Below are 22,296 nucleotides of genomic sequence, written 5' to 3'. Positions count from 1 at the left end.
GGGCGGTCGTCTTTCACGGGCCGGCCGGCATCGCGCGCCGGGCGCTCGCGGCACCCCATTCAAGTTCAAGTAAGAGGAAACAGCATCCATGGCACATGAAACGATGAGCTTTCAGGCAGAGGTCAAGCAACTCCTCCACCTGATGATCCATTCGCTCTACAGCAACAAGGAAATCTTCCTGCGCGAACTGGTGTCGAACGCGTCCGACGCGGCCGACAAGCTGCGTTTCGAAGGGCTCGCGGACAACGCGCTGTACGAGAACGATCCGAACCTGCGCATCCGCATCGGCTACGACAAGGCCGCGCGCACGATCACGATCGACGACAACGGCATCGGCATGAGCCGCGACGAAGCGATCGCGAACCTCGGCACGATCGCGCGTTCGGGCACCAAGGAGTTCTTCACGAAGCTGTCCGGCGACCAGCAGAAGGATGCGGCGCTGATCGGCCAGTTCGGCGTCGGTTTCTACTCGGGCTTCATCGTCGCCGACAAGATCACGGTTGAAACGCGCCGCGCGGGCCTGCCGGCGAGCGAAGCCGTGCGCTGGGAAAGCGCGGGCGAGGGCGATTTCACGATCGACGCGATCGAGCGCGCGCAGCGCGGCACGACGATCACGCTGCACCTGCGCGAAGGCGAGGACGACCTGCTGTCGTCGCACCGGCTGAAGTCGATCATCCAGAAGTATTCCGACCACATCGCGCTGCCGATCCTGATGCAGAAGGAAGAATGGGATCAGGAAAAGGGCGAGATGGTCCTGAAGGACGAGGACGAGACCGTCAACCAGGCGAGCGCGCTGTGGACGCGGTCGAAGAGCGACGTCACCGACGAGCAGTACACGCAGTTCTACCAGCACATCGCGCACGACCACCAGGATCCGCTCACGTGGACGCATAACCGCGTCGAGGGCCGCAGCGAGTACACGCAACTGCTGTTCGTGCCGTCGCACGCGCCGTTCGACCTGTGGAACCGCGATTACCGCGGCGGCCTGAAGCTGTACGTGAAGCGCGTGTTCATCATGGACGACGCCGAGCAGCTGCTGCCGCAGTACCTGCGCTTCGTGAAGGGCGTCGTCGACTCGGCCGACCTGCCGCTGAACGTGTCGCGTGAAATCCTGCAGGAAAGCCGCGACGTGAAGGCGATCCGCGAAGGCGTGACGAAGCGCGCGCTGTCGATGCTCGAAGAGCTCGCGAACGCGGAAGAGGATGCCGGCAAGGAGAAGTACAAGACGTTCTGGAGCGCGTTCGGCCAGGTGCTGAAGGAAGGCCTCGGCGAGGATCACGCGAACCGCGAGCGCATCGCGAAGCTGCTGCGCTTCGCGTCGACGCACGGCGACACCGACGCGCAGGACGTGTCGCTCGCCGACTACGTGTCGCGCATGAAGCCCGAGCAGAGCAAGATCTACTACGTGACCGCCGATACGTGGCAGGCCGCGAAGAATAGCCCGCATCTGGAAGTGTTCCGCAAGAAGGGCGTCGAGGTGCTGCTGCTGACCGACCGCGTCGACGAATGGATGCTGTCGTTCCTGCACGAATTCGACGGCAAGCCGCTCGCGAGCGTGGCCCGCGGCGATCTCGATCTCGGCGAGCTGAACGACGAGGAGAAGAAGGCGCAGGAGCAGGCGGGCGAGGCGATCAAGCCGGTCGTCGAGAAGATGAAGGAAGCGCTCGGCGACAAGGTGAAGGAAGTTCGCGTCACGTTCCGTCTGACCGATTCGCCGTCGTGCCTCGTCGCGGACGACAACGACATGAGCGGCTACCTGCAGCGCATGCTGAAGGCGGCCGGCCAGAACGCGCCGGCGATGCAGCCGATCCTCGAGATCAACCCGGAGCACGCGCTCGTGAAGCAGCTGAATGCCGACAGCGCCGATTTCGGCGACTGGTGCCATCTGCTGTTCGACCAGGCGCTGCTCGCCGAAGGCGGCATGCTCGACGATCCGGCAAGCTTCGTGAAGCGGACCAACGCGCTGCTGCTGTCGCGCGCCGCGTGAACGCGCGGATGCGATTCGACGGCGGTCAGGCCGGCTGGCGCGAGACGCCGCGGCCTGGCTGCACGCTCGATCAGCGTGACTGGTTGACGCGCGGCGGATCGCTGACCGCGCACCTCGCGCGGCTCGGCCGCGTGAACGTGCGCGTGACGCGCGAGGCCGTCGACTGTCCGTGGTTCGACGAGCCGGACGCGCTCGCCAGTGCGCCGCGCGCGCCGATGTGGGTGCGCGAGGTGATCCTGTCGGTCGACGGCATGCCGTTCGTCGCCGCGCACAGCATCGCGCCGCTCGCGGCCAGCAAGGGTGTGTGGCAGGCGATGCGGCGGCTGCGCACGCGGCCGCTGGCGGAGCTGCTGTACAGCGATCCGCAGGTCGAGCGTTCGGCGCTCGTCAGCCGGCGCGTGATCGCCGGCCATCCGTTGTATGCGCTGGCCACCCATGCGCTTGGCGGCGCGCGTGCGCCGCATTCGTTCGCCGCGCGGCGCTCGGTGTTCCAGCGTCACGGCAAGCCGTTGATGGTCACCGAGTGCATGCTGCCGGCGCTGTGGCGCCATCTCGATGCGCACGGCGACGGGCCGCGCTCGGGCGGGCCAGGCGGAGGCGCGTGATGTTGCGCGGGTTTCCGCCGGTGGTCGCTGCGAATACGCACACGATGATCCTCGGCAGTTTTCCGGGCGAGGCGTCGCTCGATGCCGCGCAGTACTACGCGCATCCGCGCAACCAGTTCTGGCGGCTGCTCGGCACGGTGCTCGGCGAGCACGGGCTGCACGAGTTCGCGTACGACGCGCGGCTCGAGCGTGTGCTGTCGCACGGGATCGGGATCTGGGATGTCTTGGCCGCGTGCCATCGCGAGGGCAGCCTCGATTCGGCGATCCGGCATGCGAAGCCGAACGATTTCGCGTCGTTGCGCGAGCATGCGCCGTTGCTCAAGCGCGTGTGTTTCAACGGCAAGACGGCGGGGCGGTTTGCGGAGGTGATCGGCGCGGCGGGGTACGACACGCTCGTGCTGCCTTCGTCGAGCCCGGCGAATGCGATGCTGACGTTCGAGCAGAAGCTTGCGCAGTGGCACGGGATTCGTGCCTGACGAATGGACGGATCGTCGCTTATTCGTCCTTGCCCCAGCGCCATGTCGGCTTTTCGCCTTTCAGCCAGCACACGATCGTGAGCGCGGCCACCAGCCCCACGATGCATGCCGCGAACGCCAGCGGTGATTGGGCGGGCGACACGTGCGTCGCAACCGCCACGATCCCGATCATGAAGAGCAGCAGGACGACCCAGCCTTGCCACGCGACCGGCAACCCCCATCCCCAGCCGTAGCGTTTCGCCGGAAACCAGATCGTCTTGTGGTGCGAGGCCATGTGGCTCCTCGTTGTCTGATGATTGTTACGCTGACTTTTTGTTAGCGAGCGTGTCGCTGGCGGGCACTCATCGTATCGAGCAGGCGTTCCAGCCGTGCGAGCGCGTCGGATGACGAAACGTACTCGCCCGTGCGTCGCGCCTCGTCGCGCGATGCAATGCCGCGTGCGATGAACGCGCTTTGAAGCCGGCGATACGCGATGCCGTCGCGGATTGATTGCTCGACGAAGCTCGACAGCGTTTCGCCGCCACGCAGGACGCGTTCGGCAACGGCGAGCAGTTCGGGTTCGATGGGGATGGGCTGACAAACGGTGGTCTTCATCGGGCGACTTCCACAAACACGATTTCAATGCATTGTCGTCCACGCGCAGCGATTGTGCACGTGACAGGCCAACGGTACGCAGTGGTGGATCGTTTCCGACAGCGACTATCGTCCCGCCAATGCTATCCTCTCGTCCGCTAAAACCAGCTTCACCCAGCGAGATTCACACATGACCCGACTGATCAAGCGCGCGTCCGCCGAGGCGCGCGCGTCCAAGCGCAGCAAGCCGTCCGCGTACAACGGCTCCGAAAAACTCCAGCCGCCGCGATTGAAGCGCCGCCCGGACATCGACGAGCACGACGACGTGCCCGTGCTCGAAGCGCCGCGCAAGCCGCGCTTCGCGCCCGTCACGTTCTCGGAAGAGGGCGGCGTGCGCTTCCTGCACTTCGGTACCGAATGGGTGCAGGGCGCGATGCGGATCTCGAAGCCGCTGCATATCGAACTCGAATACGCGCAGCAGATGATGGCGTGGCTGCTGTTCCTCGAAACGCCCGAGCGGATCGTCCAGCTCGGGCTCGGCACCGGCGCGCTGACCAAGTTCTCGCACCGCTTCCTGTCGCACGCGAAGGTCGAGGCCGTCGAGCTGAACCCGGCCGTGATCGTCGCCGCACGCACGATGTTCGCGCTGCCGCCCGACGATGCGCGTCTCGCCGTGCACGAAGCCGACGCCTGGGATTTCGTCAACGACCCGGCCAACCGCGGCACGACGGGCGCGATCCAGATCGACCTGTACGACGCGACCGCGCGCGGCCCCGTGCTCGACAGCGTCGCCTTCTACCGCGCGGTGCGCGGCTGCCTCGCCGATGCGGGCATCGCGACGATCAACCTGTTCGGCGATCATCCGAGCTTCGTGCGCAACATGAAGCACCTGAACGCGGCGTTCGATCACCGCGTGATCGCGCTGCCGGAAGTGCATGACGGCAACCGGATCGCGATCGCGTTCTCGGGCCCCGCGCTCGACGTGTCGTTCGCGCAGCTCGACGAACGCGCGAAGCTGATCGAGGACACGCTGAAGCTGCCCGCGCGCAAGTGGGTGAAAGCCTTGAAAGAAACGACCGGCGCACGCGACACTGCGTTCGCGATCTGACGCTTCATGCACCGGCGGCATGCCGGTGCAACCACGCGTCAAGGGGCGGATCACCTCGGGTTCGCCCCTGCTTGACCGCGTGCGAGCGGCTCCTATACTGGCGCGAAGCCAGGGGAGCCGCAGCCTACCCGTTTTGCGCTCCTCTCGGCGCCGTACCCGCTCAACAAGATCGATAACCGGGAAAGATGAGGAGACGTCATGGCTCACGATGCCGACGCCAACCGGGCCGCCAAGCGCTGGCTCTGGCTGCTGGTACTGCCGCTGATTGCGATGGTCTGGGTACCGTCGTACAGCAAGATCGAACCGCAATGGTTGGGTTTTCCGTTTTTCTACTGGTACCAGCTGCTTTGGGTCTTCATTAGCGCGGTGATCACCGCGTTCGTGTACTTCAAGACCAAGAACGCGTGGAAGGCGAGCGGCCCGCAGGGAGGTGCGCGATGAATCTCGGCGCAACCTTCGTCTTCGTGCTGCTGTTCATCGGCGTCACGATCATCGGTTTCCTGGCCGCGAACTGGCGGCGCGGCGATCTCGCCCATCTCGACGAATGGGGCCTCGGCGGCCGCCGCTTCGGCACGATCGTCACATGGTTCCTGCTCGGCGGCGACCTCTACACGGCCTACACGTTCGTCGCGGTGCCCGCGCTCGTGTTCGGCGCGGGCGCGATGGGCTTCTTCGCGCTGCCCTACACGATCCTGATCTATCCGTTCGCGTTCGTCGTGTTTCCTAAGCTGTGGAGCATCGCGAAGCGGCACGGCTACGTGACGTCCGCCGACTTCGTCAACGCGCGCTACGGCAGCCGGATGCTCGCGCTCGCGATCGCTGTGACGGGCATCGTCGCGACGATGCCGTACATCGCGCTGCAGCTCGTCGGCATCGAGGTGGTGATCGGCGCGCTCGGCTTCGACACGACCGGCTTCGTCGGCGACCTGCCGCTGATCATCGCGTTCGCGATCCTCGCCGCGTACACGTACACGTCGGGCCTGCGCGCGCCCGCGATGATCGCGATCGTCAAGGACATCCTGATCTACATCACGATCGCCGCGGCGGTCATCGTGATCCCCGCGAAGCTCGGCGGCTTCGGGCACATCTTCGCGAGCGTGCCGCCCGCGAAGCTGCTGCTGAAGGCGCCCGACGCGATGAGCCTGAACGGCTACAGCGCGTACGCGACGCTCGCGATCGGCTCGGCGCTCGCGCTGTTCCTGTATCCGCACTCGGTGACGGCGATCCTGTCGTCGTCGTCCGGCAACTCGATCCGTCGCAACATGGCGATGCTGCCCGCGTATTCGTTCGTGCTCGGCCTGCTCGCGCTGCTCGGCTACATGGCGCTCGCATCGGGCGTGAAGGACATGCCGCAGTACGCGCCGTACTTCAAGGCGTTCGGCCCGAACTTCGCGGTGCCCGCGCTGTTCCTTCAGTATTTCCCGTCGTGGTTCGTCGGCGTCGCGTTCGCGGCGATCGGCATCGGCGCGCTGGTGCCGGCGGCCATCATGTCGATCGCGGCCGCGAACCTGTACACGCGCAACATTCACCGCGAGTTCGTGAACCGCAACATGTCGCACGAGCAGGAAACGCACGTCGCGAAGCTCGTGTCGCTGATCGTGAAGGTCGGCGCCGTCGCGTTCATCCTCGGGCTGCCGCTGACCTACGCGATCCAGCTGCAGCTGCTCGGCGGGATCTGGATCATCCAGACGCTGCCGGCGATCGTGCTCGGCCTGTACACGCGCGTGCTCGACCATCGCGGCCTGCTGGCCGGCTGGGCGGCCGGCATCGTATGCGGCACGTGGATGGCGATCTCGCTGAAGCTGGCCGGATCGATCTTCACGATCCACCTGTTCGGTCTCGCGATTCCCGGCTACGCAGCCGTGTGGTCGCTGGTCGTGAACCTGGTGGTGGCGGTGGTGGTGAGCGTGCTGGTGCGCGTGATGGGCATGGCGCATGCGGAGGATCGCACGCGGCCGGAGGATTATCTCGACGTGGTGGAAGGCTGACGCCGCCTGCACGGCCACGCAATGAAAAAGCCCGCCACCGGCAAGGTGGCGGGCTTTGTTTTTCGCGTTATCCCTGCGCGCGCTCCGCGAGGTTCTCGCGCTGCGACAGGTCTTCGACGTTGACCATCCAGTGCACGCCGAAACGATCCTTCGCCATCCCGAAGCCGAGCGCCCAGAACGTCTTGCCGAACGGCATCGTCACTTCGCCGCCGTCGGCGAGCGCATTGAACAGCTTCTGGCCTTCCTCGACCGTCGCCGGGTTCAGCGACAGCGAATAGCCGGCGTGCACGCCGCCGCCGGGCTGGCTGCAGTCGCCGTCCGAGCACATGATCATCGACTCGCCGATCGTGAAGCTCGCGTGCATCACCTTGTCGGCCATCTCCGGCGTCATCGGATAGTCGGGATTCGGCGGCGCGTCCTTGAAGTGCATCTTGAACATCGTCTTCGCCCCGAGTGCCTTTTCGTAGAACTGAAGGGCTTCGTCGGCGCGACCGTAGAACGTCAGGTACGGTTGGACTTGCATCGTTGTCTCCTGTATTGAGGGGACCGGCCTGCGCTTCCGCGCGGGTTCGGCGTCGTACAAGACTGACTGGGAAAGGGGGCCTCGGGAAGCGGCCGACGCACCCGTGACGTGGATTGTAGTGCGCGTGCTTGACGATGGAATGAAAATAAAAACGGCCGCGAACATGACGTTCGCGGCCGTGTGCGGCGTGCGTGCTGACGGCTGTTGCCAGTGTTGCTGACAGCCGCTGACGCTTGTCGTGGCTCAGCGGCTCAGCGGCTCAGCGGCTCAGCGCAGCGAGTCGATCAGCTTCTCGAGCTTCACCGCATCGGCGGCGAATACGCGGATGCCCTCGGCGAGCTTCTCGGTCGCCATCGCGTCGTCGTTCAGCTGGAAGCGGAACGCGGCCTCGTCGATCGCGACACGCGCGGCGGGCTTGTCCTGCAGCGCTTCCGGCGACAGCTTGCGCGTGACCGTTTCGTTGCTGTCCTGCAGCTTCTGCAGCAAATCGGGACTGATCGTCAGCAGGTCGCAGCCGGCGAGTTCGGTGATCTGGCTGGTCGTGCGGAAGCTCGCGCCCATCACTTCGGTCGTGTAGCCGAACGTCTTGTAGTACGTGTAGATGCGGCGCACCGACTGCACGCCCGGATCGTTCGCACCGCCGTCCTTCTCCTCATTCCACTCGGCGCCGGCCTGCTTCTTGTACCAGTCGTAGATGCGGCCGACGAACGGCGAGATCAGCTGCGCGCCGGCTTCCGCGCAGGCGGCGGCCTGCACGAGCGAGAAAAGCAGGGTCATGTTGCACTTGATCCCTTCCTTCTGCAGCACTTCGGCCGCGCGGATGCCTTCCCACGTCGACGCGAGCTTGATCAGGATGCGCTCGCGGCCGATGCCGGCTGCTTCGTACAGCTTGATGAGTTCGCGGCCCTTGTCGATCGAGCGCTGCGTGTCGAACGACAGGCGGGCGTCGACCTCGGTCGACACGCGGCCCGGGATCAGCTTCAGGATCTCGGTGCCGAATGCGATCAGCAGGCGGTCGATGATGAAATCGGTGCTTTCGTTGCGATGATCGCGGACGGTTTTCTCGAGGATCGGCTTGTACGCATCCTTCTGGACGGCCTTCAGGATCAGCGACGGGTTCGTGGTCGCGTCCTGCGGCTGGTATTGCGCAAGCTGCTGGAAATCGCCCGTGTCGGCGACGACGGTCGTGTACTGCTTCAGCTGGTCGAGTGCGGTAGTCATGGCGATTCGGAAGAAGGGCGCAAGGCGCCGGGTTCTCACGGGCCGCGCGAACGCGGCGGCGAAGCGAGGCGGCGCCGGGCACCGCCTCCGATCCGCTATTCTAGGCCCGATTCGTGTCGGGCACGTTCCGGCGTGTCCGATGGCCGCAGCGGCGGGCGCCGTGCCGCGTCACGCGGGGCGGCGCGCGTTCAGGATCACCTGCGTGACGATCCCCGCGACGAGCCCCCAGAATGCCGAGCCGATCGACAGCAGCGTGAGGCCCGACGCGGTGACCATGAACGTGACGAGCGCGGCTTCGCGCTGCTTCACCTCCTGCATCGCGTTCGCGAGGCCGCTCATGATCGAGCCGAACAGCGCGAGCGCGGCGACCGACACGACGAGCGCCTTCGGCAGCGCCGCGAACAGCGCGGCGATCGTCGCGCCGAAGATCCCCGCGACCAGGTAGAACGTGCCGCACCACACGGCGGCCGTGTAGCGTTTCGCGCGATCCTCGTGCGCTTCCGGGCCGGTGCAGATCGCGGCCGTGATCGCCGCGAGGTTGACGCCGTGCGAGCCGAACGGCGCGAGCAGCAGCGACGCGAGGCCGGTGGTTGCGATCAGCGGCGACGACGGGGTCTGATAACCGTCCGCGCGCAGCACCGCGATGCCCGGCACGTTCTGCGACGCCATCGCGACGACGAACAGCGGAATGCCGATGCTGACGATCGACGCGATCGAGAACGCGGGCATCGTGAACACGGGCTTCGCGAACGCGATGTGAAAGCCGCTGAAGTCGAGCAGGCCGAGACCGCCGGCGACTACCGTGCCGACGATCAGCGTCGTGACGATCGCATAGCGCGGCGCGAGCCGCTTGATGATCAGGTAGGTGAAGAACATCGCGAGCACGAGCGCCGTCTGGAACTGCGCGGCGCGGAAGATCTCGATGCCGATCTCGAACAGGATGCCCGCGAGCAGCGCGGCTGCGATGCCGGCCGGAATCTTGCGCATCAGCGTGTCGAACAGCCCGCTCACGCCGACGGCCGTCAGCAGCACCGCGCAGACGACGAATGCGCCGATTGCCTCGGGGTAGGGCACGCCGGGCAGCGAGGCGATCAGCAGCGCGGCGCCGGGCGTCGACCACGCGACGACGACGGGCGCGCGAAAGCGCAGCGACAGGCCGATCGTCGTCAGCGCCATGCCGATCGACAGCGCCCAGATCCACGACGAGATCTGCGCATCGGTGAGGTGGGCGGCGCGGCCGGCCTGGAACATCAGCACGAGCGAACTCGTATAGCCCGTCATCATCGCGACGAAGCCGGCGACGAGGGCCGAGACGGACGTATCGGCGAAAAAGCGGCGGCCGCCGGCGCGGCTGGCGCTCGCGGTGGGCGAGGGGTTCATGCTATCTCCGGGGGGAGGCCGCTCGGGCGCGGCCTTCGTGTCTGGGTGGGGGCGTTACTTGCTGAGTGCGCGCATCGCGGTTTCGAGGCCCGCGAGCGTGAGCGGATACATGCGATGGCCGAGCAGGTCGCGGATCACCGCGACCGACTGCCGGTATTCCCATAGCCGTTCGGGCTCGGGGTTCAGCCATGCATGATGGGGGAACTGGTCGGCGAGGCGGCGCAGCCACACGGCGCCGGCTTCCGGGTTGTTGTACTCGACCGAGCCGCCGGGCTGCAGCACTTCGTACGGGCTCATCGTTGCATCGCCGACGAAGATCAGCTTGTAGTCGGGCGTGAACTTGTGCAGCACGTCCCACGTCGCGGTTCGTTCCGAGTGGCGGCGGCGGTTGTTCTTCCACAGGTGGTCGTACACGCAGTTGTGGAAGTAGAAGAACTCGAGGTGCTTGAATTCGGCCTTCGCGGCGGAGAACAGCTCTTCGGTGCGCTTGATGTGATCGTCCATCGAGCCGCCGACGTCGAGCAGCATCAGCACCTTCACGTTGTTGTGGCGCTCGGGCACCATCCGCAGGTCGAGCCAGCCCGCGTTCGCGGCGGTGCTGCGGATCGTGCCGGGCAGGTCGAGCTCCTCGGCGGCGCCTTCGCGCGCGAAGCGGCGCAGCCGCCGCAGCGCGACCTTGATGTTGCGCGTGCCGATCTCGACGGAATCGTCGTAGTCGCGATACGCGCGTGCTTCCCACACCTTCACCGCGGTGCGGTTGCCGTTCGACGGGCCGCCGATGCGTACGCCTTCCGGGTTGTAGCCGCCGTGCCCGAACGGCGACGTGCCGCCGGTGCCGATCCACTTGTTGCCGCCTTCGTGGCGCTCCTTCTGCTCGTCGAGCAGTGCCTTCAGGCGCTCCATCAGCTTGTCGAGCCCGCCCATCGCCTCGATCTGCGCCTTCTCTTCCGGCGACAGCTCGCGCTCGAGGCGCTTCTCGAGCCAGTCGAGCGGAATGTCGAACGCTTCGGACGGCAGCGCGGACACGCCGTGGAAATACGCGCCGAACGCCTGGTCGAACTTGTCGAAGTACTGCTCGTCCTTGACGAGCGTCATCCGCGCGAGGAAGTAGAACGCGTCGATCGACGGCGAGATCAGCCCGGCCTTCAGCGATTCGAGCAGCGTCAGGTATTCCTTCACCGAGACGGGCAGCTTGGCTGCGCGCAGCGCGTAGAAGAAATTGAGCAGCATGGCCGGGCCTTCGCGGGTGAGAGAGGATTACCGGTTGTGCCGGTTCATGTAGACGAGCCGTTCGAGCAGGCTCAGGTCCTGCTCGTTCTTCAGCAGCGCGCCCGCGAGCGGCGGCACGATCTGCTTCGCATCCACGCCGCGCAACTGGTCGGCCGGGATGTTCTCGGCGAGCAGCAGCTTCAGCCAGTCGAGCAGCTCGGACGTCGACGGCTTCTTCTTCAGGCCCGACACGCCGCGCAATTCGAAGAAACTCTCGAGCGCCGCGCGCAGCAGCTCCTCGCGAATGTCCGGGAAATGGACCGCGACGATCTTCTGCATCGTCGCCGGGTCGGGAAACTGGATGTAGTGGAAGAAGCAGCGGCGCAGGAACGCGTCGGGCAGCTCCTTTTCGTTGTTCGACGTGATGATGACGAGCGGGCGGTGCTTCGCGCGGACCGTTTCCCGTGTTTCGTACACGTGGAACTCCATCCGGTCGAGCTCGCGCAGCAGGTCGTTCGGGAATTCGATGTCGGCCTTGTCGATCTCGTCGATCAGCAGCACGCTCGGGTGCTCGGCATCGAACGCCTGCCACAGCACGCCCTTGACGATGTAGTTCGAGATGTCCTTCACGCGCGCGTCGCCGAGCTGCGAATCGCGCAGCCGCGACACGGCGTCGTATTCGTACAGGCCCTGCTGCGCCTTCGTGGTCGACTTGATGTGCCACTGCAGCAGCGGCATGTCGAGCGCGGCGGCCACTTCCTCGGCGAGCATGGTCTTGCCGGTGCCGGGCTCGCCCTTGATCAGCAGCGGGCGTTGCAGCGTCAGCGCGGCATTGACCGCGAGCTTCAGATCGTCGGTGGCGACGTAGTGCGAGGACCCTTCGAAACGCATGGCGGCGCTCTTCTCAATCGGGGAAAAAAACCCAGTATAAGTCAGAAGGGCTGTCCGGTTGGGCCACGCCCGCGTATCGTTGCGGGGCTGTGGCGGGGCGAACCGGGGTGCCTTGTGGACGCGTTCCCCGCCGACGCGGTACAATCTGGCCGTTTTTTTTGGCCTGCGTGGCGACCTGATAAGCATAACGGCGCGGGCCGTTGCCGCTTCGGCGCCAGTTTCCCCTCAAGCTAGGTTACAAGAGCTATGAACAAATTCGTCGGCAAACACGTCGTTGTCGCAGCGCTCGTGGCGCTCGCGGGCAGCGCGCAGGCGGCCGGTGTGGTCGGCAACCCGAAGGACGGGGCGAGCAAGGCCGCCATGTGCATCGGTTGCCACGGCATCCAGGACTACCGCGCGGCGTACCCGGAGGTCTACCGGGTGCCTGTCCTCGGCGGCCAGAACCAGCAATATCTCGAGAACGCGCTGAAGGCCTATCGCAAGAAGGATCGTCACTTCCCGTCGATGAATGCGATCGCCGGTTCGCTGACGGACCAGGACATCGCGGATCTGGCGGCGTACTACGCCGTCCAGAAGGCCGACACGAAGGACAATCCCTACAAGTAAAGCGCGCGCCGCCGATCTGACCGGCGGGACAGGAGCATTCATGAACAACGCATTCAAGACGGCGGCGGTTGCACTGGCGGCCGGCCTCGCGATCGGTACCGCGCACGCGGCGGACACCACGAAGGGCAAGGAACTGGTCGAATCGCACAACTGCGCCGCCTGCCACGGCGCGCAGATGAACAAGCCGATCAACGCCGAATATCCGCGCCTCGCCGGCCAGCACGCCGACTACCTCGTGTGGGCGATGCGCCAGTACCAGATGGGCCTCACGAATCCGCTGCTCGGTCGCAACAACGCGATCATGCAGGCGCAGGTGCAGAGCCTGTCGGTCAGCGACATGAAGGACATCGCGGCCTACATCGAGTCGCTGAAAGAAACCGATCTCGTGTTCAAGAAGTAAGCGCGACGGGCCCGACGGGCTCGCGCAGCAAAAATACCCCGCCGAGGCGGGGTATTTTTTTGTCCGCGCGCCGGCGCCCGTGGGCCGGCGCCGCGGCGCTCAGTCGCGCGATGCGCGACGCAGGATGCGCTGCAGGTACGCGTCGGTATCGGGCGGCGTGCTCGTGCGCTGGGCTTCCCAGATCGTCTCGCCGAGGCATTCCATGATCACGTGCTGCGCGTCGTGGGTCGAGTCGAGCTTGGCCGCGAGCTTGTCGTGCGCGGCGCGGATGCCGGGCGGCTGGTCGATCGACAACTGCTCGCTGATCGCGAGATGCATCGACAGGTGCAGGAACGGGTTCGTGCGGCCTTCCTCGGGCGTGTACTCGCGCGCAGTCGCGCCATCGGCGTCGGCGAGTTCGTCGTGGTATTCGGGATGCTCGACGATCCAGTCGGCTGCCATCGCTTCCAGCGGCGTCAGGATCTCGCCGGCGCGCTGCTTGCGCCAGGTCTCGGTGAAAAAGCGACGCACTTCGTCGCGGCTTGGATTGAACATGGTGGGGAAACGTCGTGATTCGGACGGCGTGGTGCCGCGTCGCGCATTGTACGCCGGGTCGGCGCACGGCGCTGGCGGCGGGCGGGAGCGGGCTGTGCGTTGGCCCGCCGGGCGAGCAGGTGCGCAGGCTCAGGGCGCCGGCCGGTCGCCTGCGCCCTGAGCCTGCGACCGGGAACGGGTAAGCGCGGGCTAGGCTCGCCGCCGCCGCGCCGTTACACTCCGACGATTTCCGTCGCCACGCCGCTCGCGCCCGTCTCGTCATGACCGCTACCGCCCACCCGTCGTCCGCCGCCCTGCAGGGCACGCTCTATGTCGCGCTGTCCGCCGCCGCATTCGGCGCGATGGCGATCTTCGGCCGCTACGCGTATGCGGCCGGTGTCGACGTGCTCGGGCTGCTGATCGTGCGTTTCGCGATCGGCGGCGCGGTGCTCGCCGCGATTGCACGGCATCGCCGCGTCGCGTGGCCGCGCGGGCGCGCGCTCGCGCCGCTCGTGGCGATGGGCGCGCTCGGCTACGTCGGGCAGTCGTTCTGCTATTTCAGCGCGCTGCAGCATGCGCAGGCGAGCCTCGTCGCGCTGCTGCTGTACCTGTATCCGGCGTTCGTCACGCTGCTGGCCGCGTGGTGGCTCGGCGAGCGCCTCACGCGCGCGAAGGCCGTCGCGCTCGTGCTGTGCGTCGCGGGTTCGGCGCTGATGGTCGGCGGCGGGCACGGCGAGCCGCTCGGGATCGCGCTCGCGCTGGCTGCCGCGGTGATCTATTCGCTGTACATCGTCGGCGGCACGAAGGCGACGCGCGGCGTCGATCCGCTCGCGACCACCGCGATCATCTGCCTGTCGGCCACCGCGACGCTCGTGGCGATCGCCGTCGTGCGGACCGCCGCGTTCGGCGCGCCGCCGCGCTGGCCCGCGACAGCCGGCGGCTGGGCGTCGATGCTCGCGATCGCACTCGTGTCGACGGTGGCGGCGATGCTCGCGTTCTTTGCCGGCCTCGAACGGCTCGGGGCCGCGCGCACGTCGATGCTGTCGACGCTCGAACCGGTCGTGACGGTCGCGCTTGCGGCGCTGCTGTTCGGCGAAGCGTTGTCGCCGCTGCAGTGGGCGGGTGGCGTCGCGATTCTGGCTGCCGTGCTGGCGCTGGTGCGCGCGGGCGGCGCGGCGGCAGACGACGCGACGGCGACGTCCAACGCGTAAGTCGGGAAGGGGGAAAGCGGGGCGGCAGCGCGGGTGGCGATGCGCGATCGTGGTTGCGGTTTGCCGGCCGATCAACGGCCGACGGGGCGCGCGTCGTCCGCCCGGCCGCCTGGCGCCGGGCGGCCTGCGGCCTGTCAGCCGCGGTGGCGCATCACTCGTTCGGCGGCGGCGTCTTCGGCCGGAATTCGCACAGCGGCTCGATCGCGCAATGCCAGCATTCGGGCTTGCGGGCCTTGCACACGTAGCGCCCGTGCAGGATCAGCCAGTGATGCGCGTCCTGCAGGAATTCCTTCGGCGTGAACTTCTCGAGCGCGGCCTCGACGGCGCGTACGTCCTTGCCCGGCGCGAGCCCGGTGCGGTTCGCGACGCGGAAGATATGCGTGTCGACCGCGATCGTCGGCTGGCCGAACGCGGTGTTCAGCACGACGTTCGCGGTTTTGCGGCCGACGCCCGGCAGCCCTTCGAGCGCTTCGCGATCGGCCGGCACCTCGCCGTCGTAGCGGTCCAGCAGGATCCGGCACGTCGCGACCACGTTCTTCGCCTTGGTCCGGTACAGGCCGATCGTCTTGATGTACTCGGTGACGCCTTCTTCGCCGAGTGCGACGATTTGTCGCGGGGTGTTCGCGACCGGAAACATCTTCCGCATTGCCTTGTTGACCGATACGTCGGTCGCCTGCGCGGACAGCATCACGGCGATCAGCAACTCGAACGGCGTCGAGTATTCGAGCTCGGTGGTCGGATGCGGATTGAGGCTCTGCAGCGTTTCGTAGATCGCGCGTCGTTTGCTGGCGTTCATGGAGCGTTCGGGTCGGGCGGTGCGGACGGGCCATCCGGGCCGTCGTTGCCTGCGTCGTTCTTTTCGTCGTTGCCGCTCGCGGCGGCCGCCTCGGCGTCGCGTTGGGCCTGCTGTTCGGCGAGCCGCTTGCGGCGCGCCTCGGCCGCGTCGATCTGCGCCTGGACGGCCGCGCTCACGCCTTCGGTGTTCTTCGGCCCGGCGCCTTGCCCGGACAGCTCTTCCTTCTTCTTGCGCGCGCGTTCGAGCGCGGCGGCGATGATCGCGCGCTTCTTCGCTTCGGCGTCGTCCGCGGGTGCGGCGGCCGGCGCGGCGGATGGCGTTTCCGCCTGTGCCGCAGCCGGTTTCGCGGCGCTCGCCGCGCGGCGGGCGGCCGCGCGCGCTTCGGCGGCCTCGCGTTCGCGGCGCTGGCGCGCGAGCCGCAGGTCATGGTGCTCGCGTGCGGCGTCGGCCTGCTCCTGCGACCACGCGTCCCAGCCGGTGCGTTCGCCGGTCACCGGCAGCATCGCGATACAGTCGACCGGGCAGGGCGGCACGCACAGGTCGCAACCGGTGCACTGCGACTCGATGATCGTGTGCATCTGCTTCGGCGCGCCGACGATCGCGTCGACCGGGCATGCCTGCATGCACAGCGTGCAGCCGATGCACAGGCTTTCGTCGATGAAGGCGACCGCGCGCGGATGCTCGCTGCCGTTGACGGGGTTCAGCGGAATCACCGGTTTGCCGAGCAGGCTCGACAGGCGCGCGATGCCTTCGGCGCCGCCGGGCGGGCACTGGTTGTAGTTCGCCTCGCCGGCGGCGATCGCCTCCGCGTACGGGCGGCAGCCGTTATAGCCGCACTTCGTGCATTGCGTCTGGGGAAGCAGATCTTCGATGCGATCTGCGAGTGTTTTGGAATCGGTCACGGTGACAACGGGCGCAGCGGCGCCGAATGGCTCTCGGCCGCGTCGGGCGCGGCCGGAAAGGTTTGCCAAAGCTCGATTATCGCCGATTTCCCGCATTGCGCTGGACGCCGTCTGTGCGCATAATCGAACCGCTTTTTTGCAGGGGCTCAGCAGGAGGGCGGCCGTTCGCGGCGCGCCCGTTCCAGGGCGGCCGGCGCCAAGGCGGTGGGGGTGCCGGTCCGGATCAAGCGGCTCACATAGCAAAACGCCACCATGAATCAGCCAAAAATCAAAAGAGATCCTGAAGGTACGCGCCGCCGCATCCTGATGGCGGCAGCCGAAGAGTTCGCGAGTGGAGGGCTGTTCGGCGCGCGCGTCGACCAGATCGCGCGCCGGGCCGAAACCAACGAGCGCATGCTCTATTACTACTTCGGCAGCAAGGAACAGCTGTTCACGGCGGTGCTCGAACACGCGTTCTCCGCGCTGACCGAGGCCGAGCGCGAGCTCGATCTCGACGGCGTCGCGCCGGTCGAAGCCGTCACGCGGCTCGCGCATTTCGTTTGGGACTACTACCGCGACCATCCGGAACTGCTCAGGCTCATCAACAACGAGAACCTGCACGAAGCGCGCTACCTGCACAAGTCGACGCGGATCCGCGAGATGATGTCGCCGATCGTCGCGAAGCTCGGCAACGTGCTGACGCGCGGCCAGAAGGCCGGGCTGTTCCGCACCGACGTCGATCCGCTGCGCTTCTACGTGACGCTGTCGGGGCTCGGCTACTACATCGTGTCGAACCGCTTCACGCTTGCCGCGACGCTCGGCCGCGACTTCACCGATGCCGACGAGCGCGCGGAGATGGTCCGGATGAACACCGAAGTGCTGCTCGCCTATCTGCTGCGGCGCTGATGCGCTGACCGCGCCGAAGCGGGCGCCCGATGTAAAAACGCCGCCGTGCGCAGGCAACGGCGGCGTTTTTTCGTCGGAACGCGGTGCGTCAGGCGGCCTTGCGCGTGCGCACGGCTTTTGCGCGCGGGCTGACGGCGGCGGCGCGTTTCGCGGCCGGTGCGGCCTTGGCGGGGGCGGCGGCCTTCGCCGGCGCCTTCGCGCGCGTGCGCTTCGCCGTGGTGGCGCGCGTCGTTTCGGCCGGTGCGTCGCCGGCCGGCACGGCGGCGAGCGTCTTGGCGGCCGGCGTTTCCGGGACATCCTTCGTCGCACCGTGCTTCGGCTCCGGTGCATGCTCGCGGATGAAATCGCGCAGCTGCGGATAGATGATCGTGCGCCAGCGGCGGCCCGAGAAAATCCCGTAGTGACCGCACTTCTCGGCGGTCAGGCTGCGGCGCTGGTCCTGCGGGATGCCCGTGCACAGCTCGTGCGCGACGTGCGTCTGGCCGCTGCCCGAGATGTCGTCGAGTTCGCCCTCGATCGTCATCAGCGCGGTGTGCCGGATGTCCTGCGGACGCACGCGCTCGCCTTCGACATCCCACGTGCCTTCGGCCAGGCGGAACTCCTGGAACACGACGCGGATCGTCTCGAGGTAATACTCGGCGGCCATGTCGAGCACCGCGTTGTATTCGTCATAGAAGCGGCGGTGCGCTTCGGCGTCGTCCTCGTCGCCGCGCAGCAGGCTCTGGTAGAAATCCCAGTGCGATTGCGCGTGCCGCTCCGGGTTCATCGCGACGAAGCCCGTGTGCTGCAGGAAGCCCGGATACACCTGGCGGCCTTCGCCCGGATAGTTCGCCGGCACCGTGTGGATCACGTTGTTCTCGAACCATGCGGTCGAGTGCTGCGTGGCGAGCGAGTTCACCGACGTCGGGCTGCGGCGCGCATCGATCGGGCCGCCCATCATCGTCATCGTGAGCGGCGTGTCCTCGCCGCGGCTCGCCATCAGCGAGATCGCCGCGAGCACCGGCACCGTCGGCTGGCACACCGAGATCACGTGCAGGTTGCGCGCGCCGATGTGACGGATGAACTCCTGGATGTACGCGATGTAGTCGTGCAGGTGGAACGGGCCGGTCTCGACCGGCACCATCCGTGCGTCGATCCAGTCGGTGATGTAGACCTTGTGATCCTGCAGCAGCGTGCGCACGGTGTCGCGCAGCAGTGTCGAGTGGTGGCCCGACAGCGGCGCGCAGACCAGCACGACCGGTTCGTCCTTCAGTTGCGTGACGGCGTCGGCGTCGTCCGAATAGCGCTTGAAGCGCAGCAGCCGGCAGAACGGCTTCTCGACGATCGTCTGCTCGACGATCGGGATGTTGTGGCCGTCCTTGACGATCTGATGAATGTTGAATTCGGGCTTCTCGTAATCCTTGCCGAGCCGGTACATCAACTCGTACGCGGCGGCCATCCGCGTCGCGCCCGGCATCAGCGAGAACGGGCTGGACGGATTGGCGAACGATTTGGAAGCGGCCTGGGCCCAGGCCGTCAGCGGGCTCAGCATGGCGCGCTGGAATTCGTGCAGTTGGTAAAGCATGCAGACTACTCCCGCGTGGGGGACGGAGCGCAAGGGCGGCGTGGGGCGTCGCGGCGTGCCGTGTGGGTCAGCGACCGGCCATGTTGCATTGCAGCCGGACAATCGCGTCGATCATATCGGACAACGATGGGTGGTGCAATGCAACATTTCCCCGATTTTTCATCAAAGTTTTGCGATTTGACGTTATCTGACCAAGCCGCTCGCGCCCCCGTTCAGCGCCCCGTCGCCACGGCCGGCGCGGGCTGGCCGGCCGCGCGCGCCATCGCGTCCTCGTGGTGCATCAGGTTCATCGCGGTATGCACCAGCGCCACGTGCGAGAACGCCTGCGGGAAGTTGCCGACGAGCCGCCCGGCCACCGGGTCGTACTCCTCCGCGAGCAGCCCGAGGTCGTTCGACAGCGCGAGCAGCCGGCTGAACAGGCGGTGCGCGTCGTCGATCCGGCCCAGCAGCGCATAGTTGTCGACCAGCCAGAAGCTGCACGCGAGAAACGTGCCTTCGCCGGGCGGCAGGCCGTCGTCGTAGTCGGTCGTGCGGTAGCGCATCACGAGCCCGTCGTGCAGCAACTCCCGCTCGATTGCCTCGACCGTGCCGACGATGCGCGGATCTTCCGGCGGCAGGAAGCCGAGCAGCGGCATCAGCAGCACGCTGGCGTCGAGCTCGTCGCTGCCGTAGCTCTGCGCAAACGCCCGTTTGCTTTCGTGCCACGCGTTGGCGCACACGTCGGCATGGATCTGGTCGCGCAGCGCACGCCAGCGGTCGAGCGAGCCGGGCAGCCGGAACATCTCCGCCGACTTGATCGCGCGGTCGAACGCGACCCACGCCATCACCTTCGAGAACGTGAAATGGCGGCGGCCGCCGCGCGTTTCCCAGATGCCTTCGTCGGGCTCCTGCCAGATCTTCTCGAGATGGTCGAGCAGCGCGCACTGCACGGACCAGACCGTGTCGTCGGCCTGCAGGCCGCCCACCCGGGCGAGGTGCAGCGCGGCCATCACCTCACCGAACACGTCGAGCTGGAGCTGGTTCGCGGCGCCGTTGCCGATGCGCACCGGCTTCGAGTCCTGGTAGCCGGGCAGCCAGTCGAGCTCCATTTCCGGCAGCCGGCGTTCGCCGGCGATCCCGTACATGATCTGGATCTGCTCGGGCGAGCCGGCCATCACGCGGCCGAGCCACGTGCGCCACGCGCGCGCCTCGTCGTAGTAGCCGCCGCGCATCAGCGCGAGCAGCGTGATCGTCGCGTCGCGCAGCCAGCAGTAGCGGTAGTCCCAGTTGCGGTTGCCGCCGATCTTCTCGGGCAGCGACGTGGTCGGCGCGGCGACGATGCCGCCGGTCGGCTCGTACGCGAGCGCCTTCAGCGTGATCAGCGAGCGGCGCACGGCCGCCGCGTAGCGGCCCTGCACCTGGCAGCGGCCCGACCATTCGAGCCAGTAGTTCTCGGTGCGCGCGAGCATCGACAGCGGATCGCGCGCGGGCGGCAGCCGCAGGTGCGACGCCGCATAACTGAGCGAGAACGGCACGCGCTCGTCCGCGCTCACCGTGAATTCCGCGAGCGTGTGGAGATTCTTGCCGGTGAGCGGCACCGGCGTGCGCAGCACGACGGTGTCGGGGCCCGCGATCGCCTTCATGCCGTCCTCGCGGGTCAGCTGCGTGACCCACGGGATCGAGAAGCCGTAGTCGAAGCGCAACACGAGCTCCATGCGCATCTTCATCGTGCCGTGGCGGCCGACGACGATCCGCACCAGTTCGGACCAGCCGTTGCCGGGCGGCATGAAGTCGACCACGGTGACGGCGCCGTCGGCGCTTTCGTAGTCGGTTTCGAGAATCAGCGTGTCGCCGCGATAGCGGCGCGTCGTGTGCGTGATCGCGGCGTCGGCGGCCGGCGCGAGCAGCCAGCGGCCGTGCTCGGGGGTGCCGAGAAGCGCCGCGAAGCAGGCGCCCGAATCGAAGCGGGGCCAGCACAGCCAGTCGACGGAGCCGTCTTTAGCGATCAGCGCGGCAGTATGGCCGTCGCCGACGAGGGCGTAGTCTTCGATCAGGGCAGGCATGGGCAGGCGATCCTTGGGTATTCGAGTTCACAATGCGGACGGCGGCGGCCAAGGCTTCACGCGCTGGCACCGCGCCCCGTATACTCGGCCGGGCGGCGGAGCGCATGAACGGCCGGCGTTTCGTCCTATCTCAACACTTGAAGCGACTCGATGCAAGGAGGATTCAATGCCCAACCGTTTACGCGAGCGTGACGCACGCGCTTCGACACGAGGGTTCCCGCTTAGGCTCGCTCACTGGATGAAAGGTTTCGCGATCGTGCTTTCCCTTTCCGCGACCCACGCATTCGCGCAGCAATCGCCCGCCCCGGCCGACGGCGTCTACAACCTGCTCGTCGGCACCTATACGGGGGGCGGCAGCGACGGCATCTATGTTTACCGCTTCGATACGAAAACCGGCAGCGTCGCGCCCGTGTCGTCGGCGAAGACCGTGAATCCGTCGTATCTGTTGCCGAGCCGCGACGGTCGCACCGTCTACGCGGTCAACGAACTGCCCGGCGACGACGGGCCGGCGACCACGCGCGGCGGCGTCAGCGCATTCCGCTTCGACGCGAAGACGGGCGCGTTGAGTTTCATCGACCGCGTGTCGTCGGAAGGGAACGATCCCTGCTATCTCGCGCTGTCGCCCGACGGCAAGTACCTCGTGACCGCCAACTACTCGGTCGCGAAGGATCCGGGCGGCAGCTTCGCGGTGTTTCCGCTGCGCGACGACGGCGCGGTCGGCCAGGCCGCGCTGACCGTGCACCATGAAGGCACGGGGCCCGTGAAGGGCCGCCAGGACGGCGCGCACGTGCATTCGACGGTGTTTTCGCCGGACGGCCGTTACCTGTTCGTGCAGGATCTCGGCGCCGACAAGATCTACGGCTACCGCTACACGGTGGACGGCAGCCGCGGGCTGATCAGCCCGACCGACACGCGCTACACGCCGGTGAAGGCGGGCTCGGGCCCGCGCCACATGGTGTTCGGCGCCGACGGCCGGTATGCGTACGTGACGAGCGAGCTCAACGCGTCGGTCGAGGTGTTCGGCTACCACGACGGCAAGCTGACGCCGGTCGAGACCGTGTCGATGACCGCGCCGGGCTTCAAGGGCAAGGTCGGCGGCGGCGCGATCCACCTGTCGCCGGACGGCCGCTTCCTGTACGTGAGCAACCGCGGCGACGCGAACGACCTGGTGATCTACGCGGTGAACCAGGCCGACGGCCGGTTGAAGCAGGTCGGCCGCCAGTCGAGCCTCGGCAAGACGCCGCGCGAGTTCCTGATCGATCCGACCGGCAAGTGGCTGATTGTCGGCAACCAGGACAGCGATACGTTCTACGTGTTCAGCCGCAATGTCGAAACGGGGCAGCTCGGCCCGAATCCGCAGAAGGTGGCGGTCGGCAAGCCGGTCGACTTCAAGCTGGTGCCGGTGCTGTAAATGAA

23 protein-coding genes are annotated in these 22,296 nt (G+C 67.0%); 11 read left to right on the top strand and 12 right to left on the bottom strand.

The window, feature by feature from the left end; genetic code table 11:
- Nucleotides 1–88: 88 nt before the first annotated feature.
- Genes htpG through LGM89_RS10900 form a run of 3 tightly spaced genes read left to right on the top strand, consistent with a single transcriptional unit; the run spans nucleotide 89 to nucleotide 3,068 of the window.
- Nucleotides 89–1,987 (top strand): molecular chaperone HtpG, encoded by a 1,899-nt coding sequence (gene htpG / locus LGM89_RS10910; RefSeq protein ID WP_089495382.1) that lies wholly within the window; start codon nucleotides 89–91, stop codon nucleotides 1,985–1,987.
- 8 nt (nucleotides 1,988–1,995) lie between these two features.
- Nucleotides 1,996–2,592 (top strand): chorismate--pyruvate lyase family protein, encoded by a 597-nt coding sequence (locus LGM89_RS10905; protein WP_226273050.1) that lies wholly within the window; start codon nucleotides 1,996–1,998, stop codon nucleotides 2,590–2,592.
- The gene (locus tag LGM89_RS10900) at nucleotides 2,592–3,068 is read left to right on the top strand and encodes a DNA-deoxyinosine glycosylase (RefSeq protein ID WP_089431546.1); all 477 of its coding nucleotides are present in this window, start codon (nucleotides 2,592–2,594) and stop codon (nucleotides 3,066–3,068) included. Before LGM89_RS10905 ends, LGM89_RS10900 begins: the two co-directional genes overlap by 1 nt.
- Nucleotides 3,069–3,087: 19 nt before the next feature.
- Here LGM89_RS10900 and LGM89_RS10895 read toward each other — a convergent pair whose 3' ends face one another.
- Nucleotides 3,088–3,342, bottom strand: coding sequence for a hypothetical protein (locus LGM89_RS10895; RefSeq protein ID WP_226273049.1), 255 nt, complete (start codon nucleotides 3,340–3,342; stop codon nucleotides 3,088–3,090).
- A 41-nt stretch (nucleotides 3,343–3,383) separates the two neighbouring features.
- Nucleotides 3,384–3,662, bottom strand: a complete 279-nt coding sequence (locus LGM89_RS10890; RefSeq protein WP_226207095.1) for a YlcI/YnfO family protein — start codon at nucleotides 3,660–3,662, stop codon at nucleotides 3,384–3,386.
- 169 nt (nucleotides 3,663–3,831) lie between these two features.
- Here LGM89_RS10890 and LGM89_RS10885 point away from each other — a divergent pair, with 169 nt between their 5' ends.
- From LGM89_RS10885 to mctP, 3 genes are all read left to right on the top strand, one after another.
- Nucleotides 3,832–4,749, top strand: a complete 918-nt coding sequence (locus tag LGM89_RS10885; RefSeq protein WP_089473331.1) for a spermidine synthase — start codon at nucleotides 3,832–3,834, stop codon at nucleotides 4,747–4,749.
- A 198-nt stretch (nucleotides 4,750–4,947) separates the two neighbouring features.
- Nucleotides 4,948–5,190, top strand: a complete 243-nt coding sequence (locus LGM89_RS10880) for a DUF3311 domain-containing protein (RefSeq protein ID WP_011352801.1) — start codon at nucleotides 4,948–4,950, stop codon at nucleotides 5,188–5,190.
- A complete protein-coding gene (gene mctP, locus LGM89_RS10875; protein ID WP_226273048.1) occupies nucleotides 5,187–6,737 on the top strand; it encodes a monocarboxylate uptake permease MctP in 1,551 nt (516 codons plus the stop codon). Before LGM89_RS10880 ends, mctP begins: the two co-directional genes overlap by 4 nt.
- Before the next feature lie 67 nt (nucleotides 6,738–6,804).
- Here the strand turns inward: mctP and LGM89_RS10870 are convergent, their stop codons facing one another.
- The 5 genes from LGM89_RS10870 to LGM89_RS10850 form a co-directional block, all read right to left on the bottom strand.
- Complete coding sequence (locus LGM89_RS10870) at nucleotides 6,805–7,260, bottom strand: VOC family protein (protein WP_089426037.1); 456 nt, start codon at nucleotides 7,258–7,260, stop codon at nucleotides 6,805–6,807.
- Between the two features lie 267 nt (nucleotides 7,261–7,527).
- Entirely contained in the window at nucleotides 7,528–8,481 is a 954-nt protein-coding gene (tal, locus tag LGM89_RS10865; protein ID WP_089473329.1) for a transaldolase, read from the bottom strand.
- Between the two features lie 168 nt (nucleotides 8,482–8,649).
- Nucleotides 8,650–9,861 carry a benzoate/H(+) symporter BenE family transporter gene (locus LGM89_RS10860; RefSeq protein WP_226273047.1) on the bottom strand — a complete coding sequence of 404 codons (1,212 nt, stop codon included), beginning with the start codon at nucleotides 9,859–9,861 and terminating at the stop codon, nucleotides 8,650–8,652.
- Between the two features lie 54 nt (nucleotides 9,862–9,915).
- Complete coding sequence (locus LGM89_RS10855) at nucleotides 9,916–11,091, bottom strand: vWA domain-containing protein (RefSeq protein WP_034190734.1); 1,176 nt, start codon at nucleotides 11,089–11,091, stop codon at nucleotides 9,916–9,918.
- A gap of 27 nt (nucleotides 11,092–11,118) precedes the next feature.
- Entirely contained in the window at nucleotides 11,119–11,961 is an 843-nt protein-coding gene (locus LGM89_RS10850) for an AAA family ATPase (protein ID WP_089426034.1), read from the bottom strand.
- Between the two features lie 246 nt (nucleotides 11,962–12,207).
- Here LGM89_RS10850 and LGM89_RS10845 point away from each other — a divergent pair, with 246 nt between their 5' ends.
- Both LGM89_RS10845 and LGM89_RS10840 read left to right on the top strand, forming a co-directional pair.
- Nucleotides 12,208–12,567 carry a c-type cytochrome gene (locus LGM89_RS10845; protein ID WP_011352793.1) on the top strand — a complete coding sequence of 120 codons (360 nt, stop codon included), beginning with the start codon at nucleotides 12,208–12,210 and terminating at the stop codon, nucleotides 12,565–12,567.
- Nucleotides 12,568–12,607: 40 nt separating this feature from the next.
- A complete protein-coding gene (locus LGM89_RS10840; RefSeq protein ID WP_011352792.1) occupies nucleotides 12,608–12,967 on the top strand; it encodes a c-type cytochrome in 360 nt (119 codons plus the stop codon).
- A 99-nt stretch (nucleotides 12,968–13,066) separates the two neighbouring features.
- Here LGM89_RS10840 and LGM89_RS10835 read toward each other — a convergent pair whose 3' ends face one another.
- The gene (locus LGM89_RS10835) at nucleotides 13,067–13,501 is read right to left on the bottom strand and encodes a DUF1841 family protein (RefSeq protein WP_011352791.1); all 435 of its coding nucleotides are present in this window, start codon (nucleotides 13,499–13,501) and stop codon (nucleotides 13,067–13,069) included.
- Between the two features lie 260 nt (nucleotides 13,502–13,761).
- Between LGM89_RS10835 and LGM89_RS10830 the strand changes: the two genes are divergently transcribed.
- Nucleotides 13,762–14,691, top strand: a complete 930-nt coding sequence (locus tag LGM89_RS10830; protein WP_089495375.1) for a DMT family transporter — start codon at nucleotides 13,762–13,764, stop codon at nucleotides 14,689–14,691.
- A 151-nt stretch (nucleotides 14,692–14,842) separates the two neighbouring features.
- On the opposite strand, the gene nth is transcribed toward LGM89_RS10830, so the two are convergent.
- Nucleotides 14,843–15,487 carry an endonuclease III gene (gene nth / locus LGM89_RS10825; protein ID WP_042976184.1) on the bottom strand — a complete coding sequence of 215 codons (645 nt, stop codon included), beginning with the start codon at nucleotides 15,485–15,487 and terminating at the stop codon, nucleotides 14,843–14,845.
- The gene (rsxB, locus tag LGM89_RS10820) at nucleotides 15,484–16,485 is read right to left on the bottom strand and encodes an electron transport complex subunit RsxB (protein ID WP_226273046.1); all 1,002 of its coding nucleotides are present in this window, start codon (nucleotides 16,483–16,485) and stop codon (nucleotides 15,484–15,486) included. Before rsxB ends, nth begins: the two co-directional genes overlap by 4 nt.
- 156 nt (nucleotides 16,486–16,641) lie before the next feature.
- Between rsxB and LGM89_RS10815 the strand changes: the two genes are divergently transcribed.
- Nucleotides 16,642–17,274, top strand: a complete 633-nt coding sequence (locus LGM89_RS10815; RefSeq protein ID WP_039370405.1) for a TetR family transcriptional regulator — start codon at nucleotides 16,642–16,644, stop codon at nucleotides 17,272–17,274.
- Nucleotides 17,275–17,362: 88 nt separating this feature from the next.
- On the opposite strand, the gene LGM89_RS10810 is transcribed toward LGM89_RS10815, so the two are convergent.
- On the bottom strand, nucleotides 17,363–18,838 hold the full coding sequence (locus LGM89_RS10810; RefSeq protein WP_226207089.1) for a polyhydroxyalkanoate depolymerase: 1,476 nt from the start codon (nucleotides 18,836–18,838) through the stop codon (nucleotides 17,363–17,365).
- A 212-nt stretch (nucleotides 18,839–19,050) separates the two neighbouring features.
- Nucleotides 19,051–20,880 (bottom strand): glycoside hydrolase family 15 protein, encoded by a 1,830-nt coding sequence (locus LGM89_RS10805; protein ID WP_226207088.1) that lies wholly within the window; start codon nucleotides 20,878–20,880, stop codon nucleotides 19,051–19,053.
- A gap of 166 nt (nucleotides 20,881–21,046) precedes the next feature.
- Here LGM89_RS10805 and LGM89_RS10800 point away from each other — a divergent pair, with 166 nt between their 5' ends.
- A complete protein-coding gene (locus LGM89_RS10800; protein ID WP_089495371.1) occupies nucleotides 21,047–22,291 on the top strand; it encodes a lactonase family protein in 1,245 nt (414 codons plus the stop codon).
- The last annotated feature ends 5 nt before the right edge of the window (nucleotides 22,292–22,296 follow it).

Source organism: Burkholderia sp. AU31624, assembly GCF_020420065.1.
In the GTDB taxonomy this organism is placed as follows: Bacteria; Pseudomonadota; Gammaproteobacteria; order Burkholderiales; family Burkholderiaceae; genus Burkholderia.
Note: the sequence above shows the minus strand (reverse complement) of the source record. Positions and strands in the feature narration are given on the sequence as shown.

Bases quoted from the DNA above. Each gene is read 5' to 3' on its own strand.
- htpG (WP_089495382.1), top strand. From the start codon at position 89: ATGGCACATGAAACGATGAGCTTTCAGGCAGAGGTCAAGCAACTCCTC.
- LGM89_RS10905 (WP_226273050.1), top strand. From the start codon at position 1,996: ATGCGATTCGACGGCGGTCAGGCCGGCTGGCGCGAGACGCCGCGGCCT.
- LGM89_RS10900 (WP_089431546.1), top strand. From the start codon at position 2,592: ATGTTGCGCGGGTTTCCGCCGGTGGTCGCTGCGAATACGCACACGATG.
- LGM89_RS10895 (WP_226273049.1), bottom strand. From the start codon at position 3,342: ATGGCCTCGCACCACAAGACGATCTGGTTTCCGGCGAAACGCTACGGC.
- LGM89_RS10890 (WP_226207095.1), bottom strand. From the start codon at position 3,662: ATGAAGACCACCGTTTGTCAGCCCATCCCCATCGAACCCGAACTGCTC.
- LGM89_RS10885 (WP_089473331.1), top strand. From the start codon at position 3,832: ATGACCCGACTGATCAAGCGCGCGTCCGCCGAGGCGCGCGCGTCCAAG.
- LGM89_RS10880 (WP_011352801.1), top strand. From the start codon at position 4,948: ATGGCTCACGATGCCGACGCCAACCGGGCCGCCAAGCGCTGGCTCTGG.
- mctP (WP_226273048.1), top strand. From the start codon at position 5,187: ATGAATCTCGGCGCAACCTTCGTCTTCGTGCTGCTGTTCATCGGCGTC.
- LGM89_RS10870 (WP_089426037.1), bottom strand. From the start codon at position 7,260: ATGCAAGTCCAACCGTACCTGACGTTCTACGGTCGCGCCGACGAAGCC.
- tal (WP_089473329.1), bottom strand. From the start codon at position 8,481: ATGACTACCGCACTCGACCAGCTGAAGCAGTACACGACCGTCGTCGCC.
- LGM89_RS10860 (WP_226273047.1), bottom strand. From the start codon at position 9,861: ATGAACCCCTCGCCCACCGCGAGCGCCAGCCGCGCCGGCGGCCGCCGC.
- LGM89_RS10855 (WP_034190734.1), bottom strand. From the start codon at position 11,091: ATGCTGCTCAATTTCTTCTACGCGCTGCGCGCAGCCAAGCTGCCCGTC.
- LGM89_RS10850 (WP_089426034.1), bottom strand. From the start codon at position 11,961: ATGCGTTTCGAAGGGTCCTCGCACTACGTCGCCACCGACGATCTGAAG.
- LGM89_RS10845 (WP_011352793.1), top strand. From the start codon at position 12,208: ATGAACAAATTCGTCGGCAAACACGTCGTTGTCGCAGCGCTCGTGGCG.
- LGM89_RS10840 (WP_011352792.1), top strand. From the start codon at position 12,608: ATGAACAACGCATTCAAGACGGCGGCGGTTGCACTGGCGGCCGGCCTC.
- LGM89_RS10835 (WP_011352791.1), bottom strand. From the start codon at position 13,501: ATGTTCAATCCAAGCCGCGACGAAGTGCGTCGCTTTTTCACCGAGACC.
- LGM89_RS10830 (WP_089495375.1), top strand. From the start codon at position 13,762: ATGACCGCTACCGCCCACCCGTCGTCCGCCGCCCTGCAGGGCACGCTC.
- nth (WP_042976184.1), bottom strand. From the start codon at position 15,487: ATGAACGCCAGCAAACGACGCGCGATCTACGAAACGCTGCAGAGCCTC.
- rsxB (WP_226273046.1), bottom strand. From the start codon at position 16,485: ATGCGGGAAATCGGCGATAATCGAGCTTTGGCAAACCTTTCCGGCCGC.
- LGM89_RS10815 (WP_039370405.1), top strand. From the start codon at position 16,642: ATGAATCAGCCAAAAATCAAAAGAGATCCTGAAGGTACGCGCCGCCGC.
- LGM89_RS10810 (WP_226207089.1), bottom strand. From the start codon at position 18,838: ATGCTTTACCAACTGCACGAATTCCAGCGCGCCATGCTGAGCCCGCTG.
- LGM89_RS10805 (WP_226207088.1), bottom strand. From the start codon at position 20,880: ATGCCTGCCCTGATCGAAGACTACGCCCTCGTCGGCGACGGCCATACT.
- LGM89_RS10800 (WP_089495371.1), top strand. From the start codon at position 21,047: ATGCCCAACCGTTTACGCGAGCGTGACGCACGCGCTTCGACACGAGGG.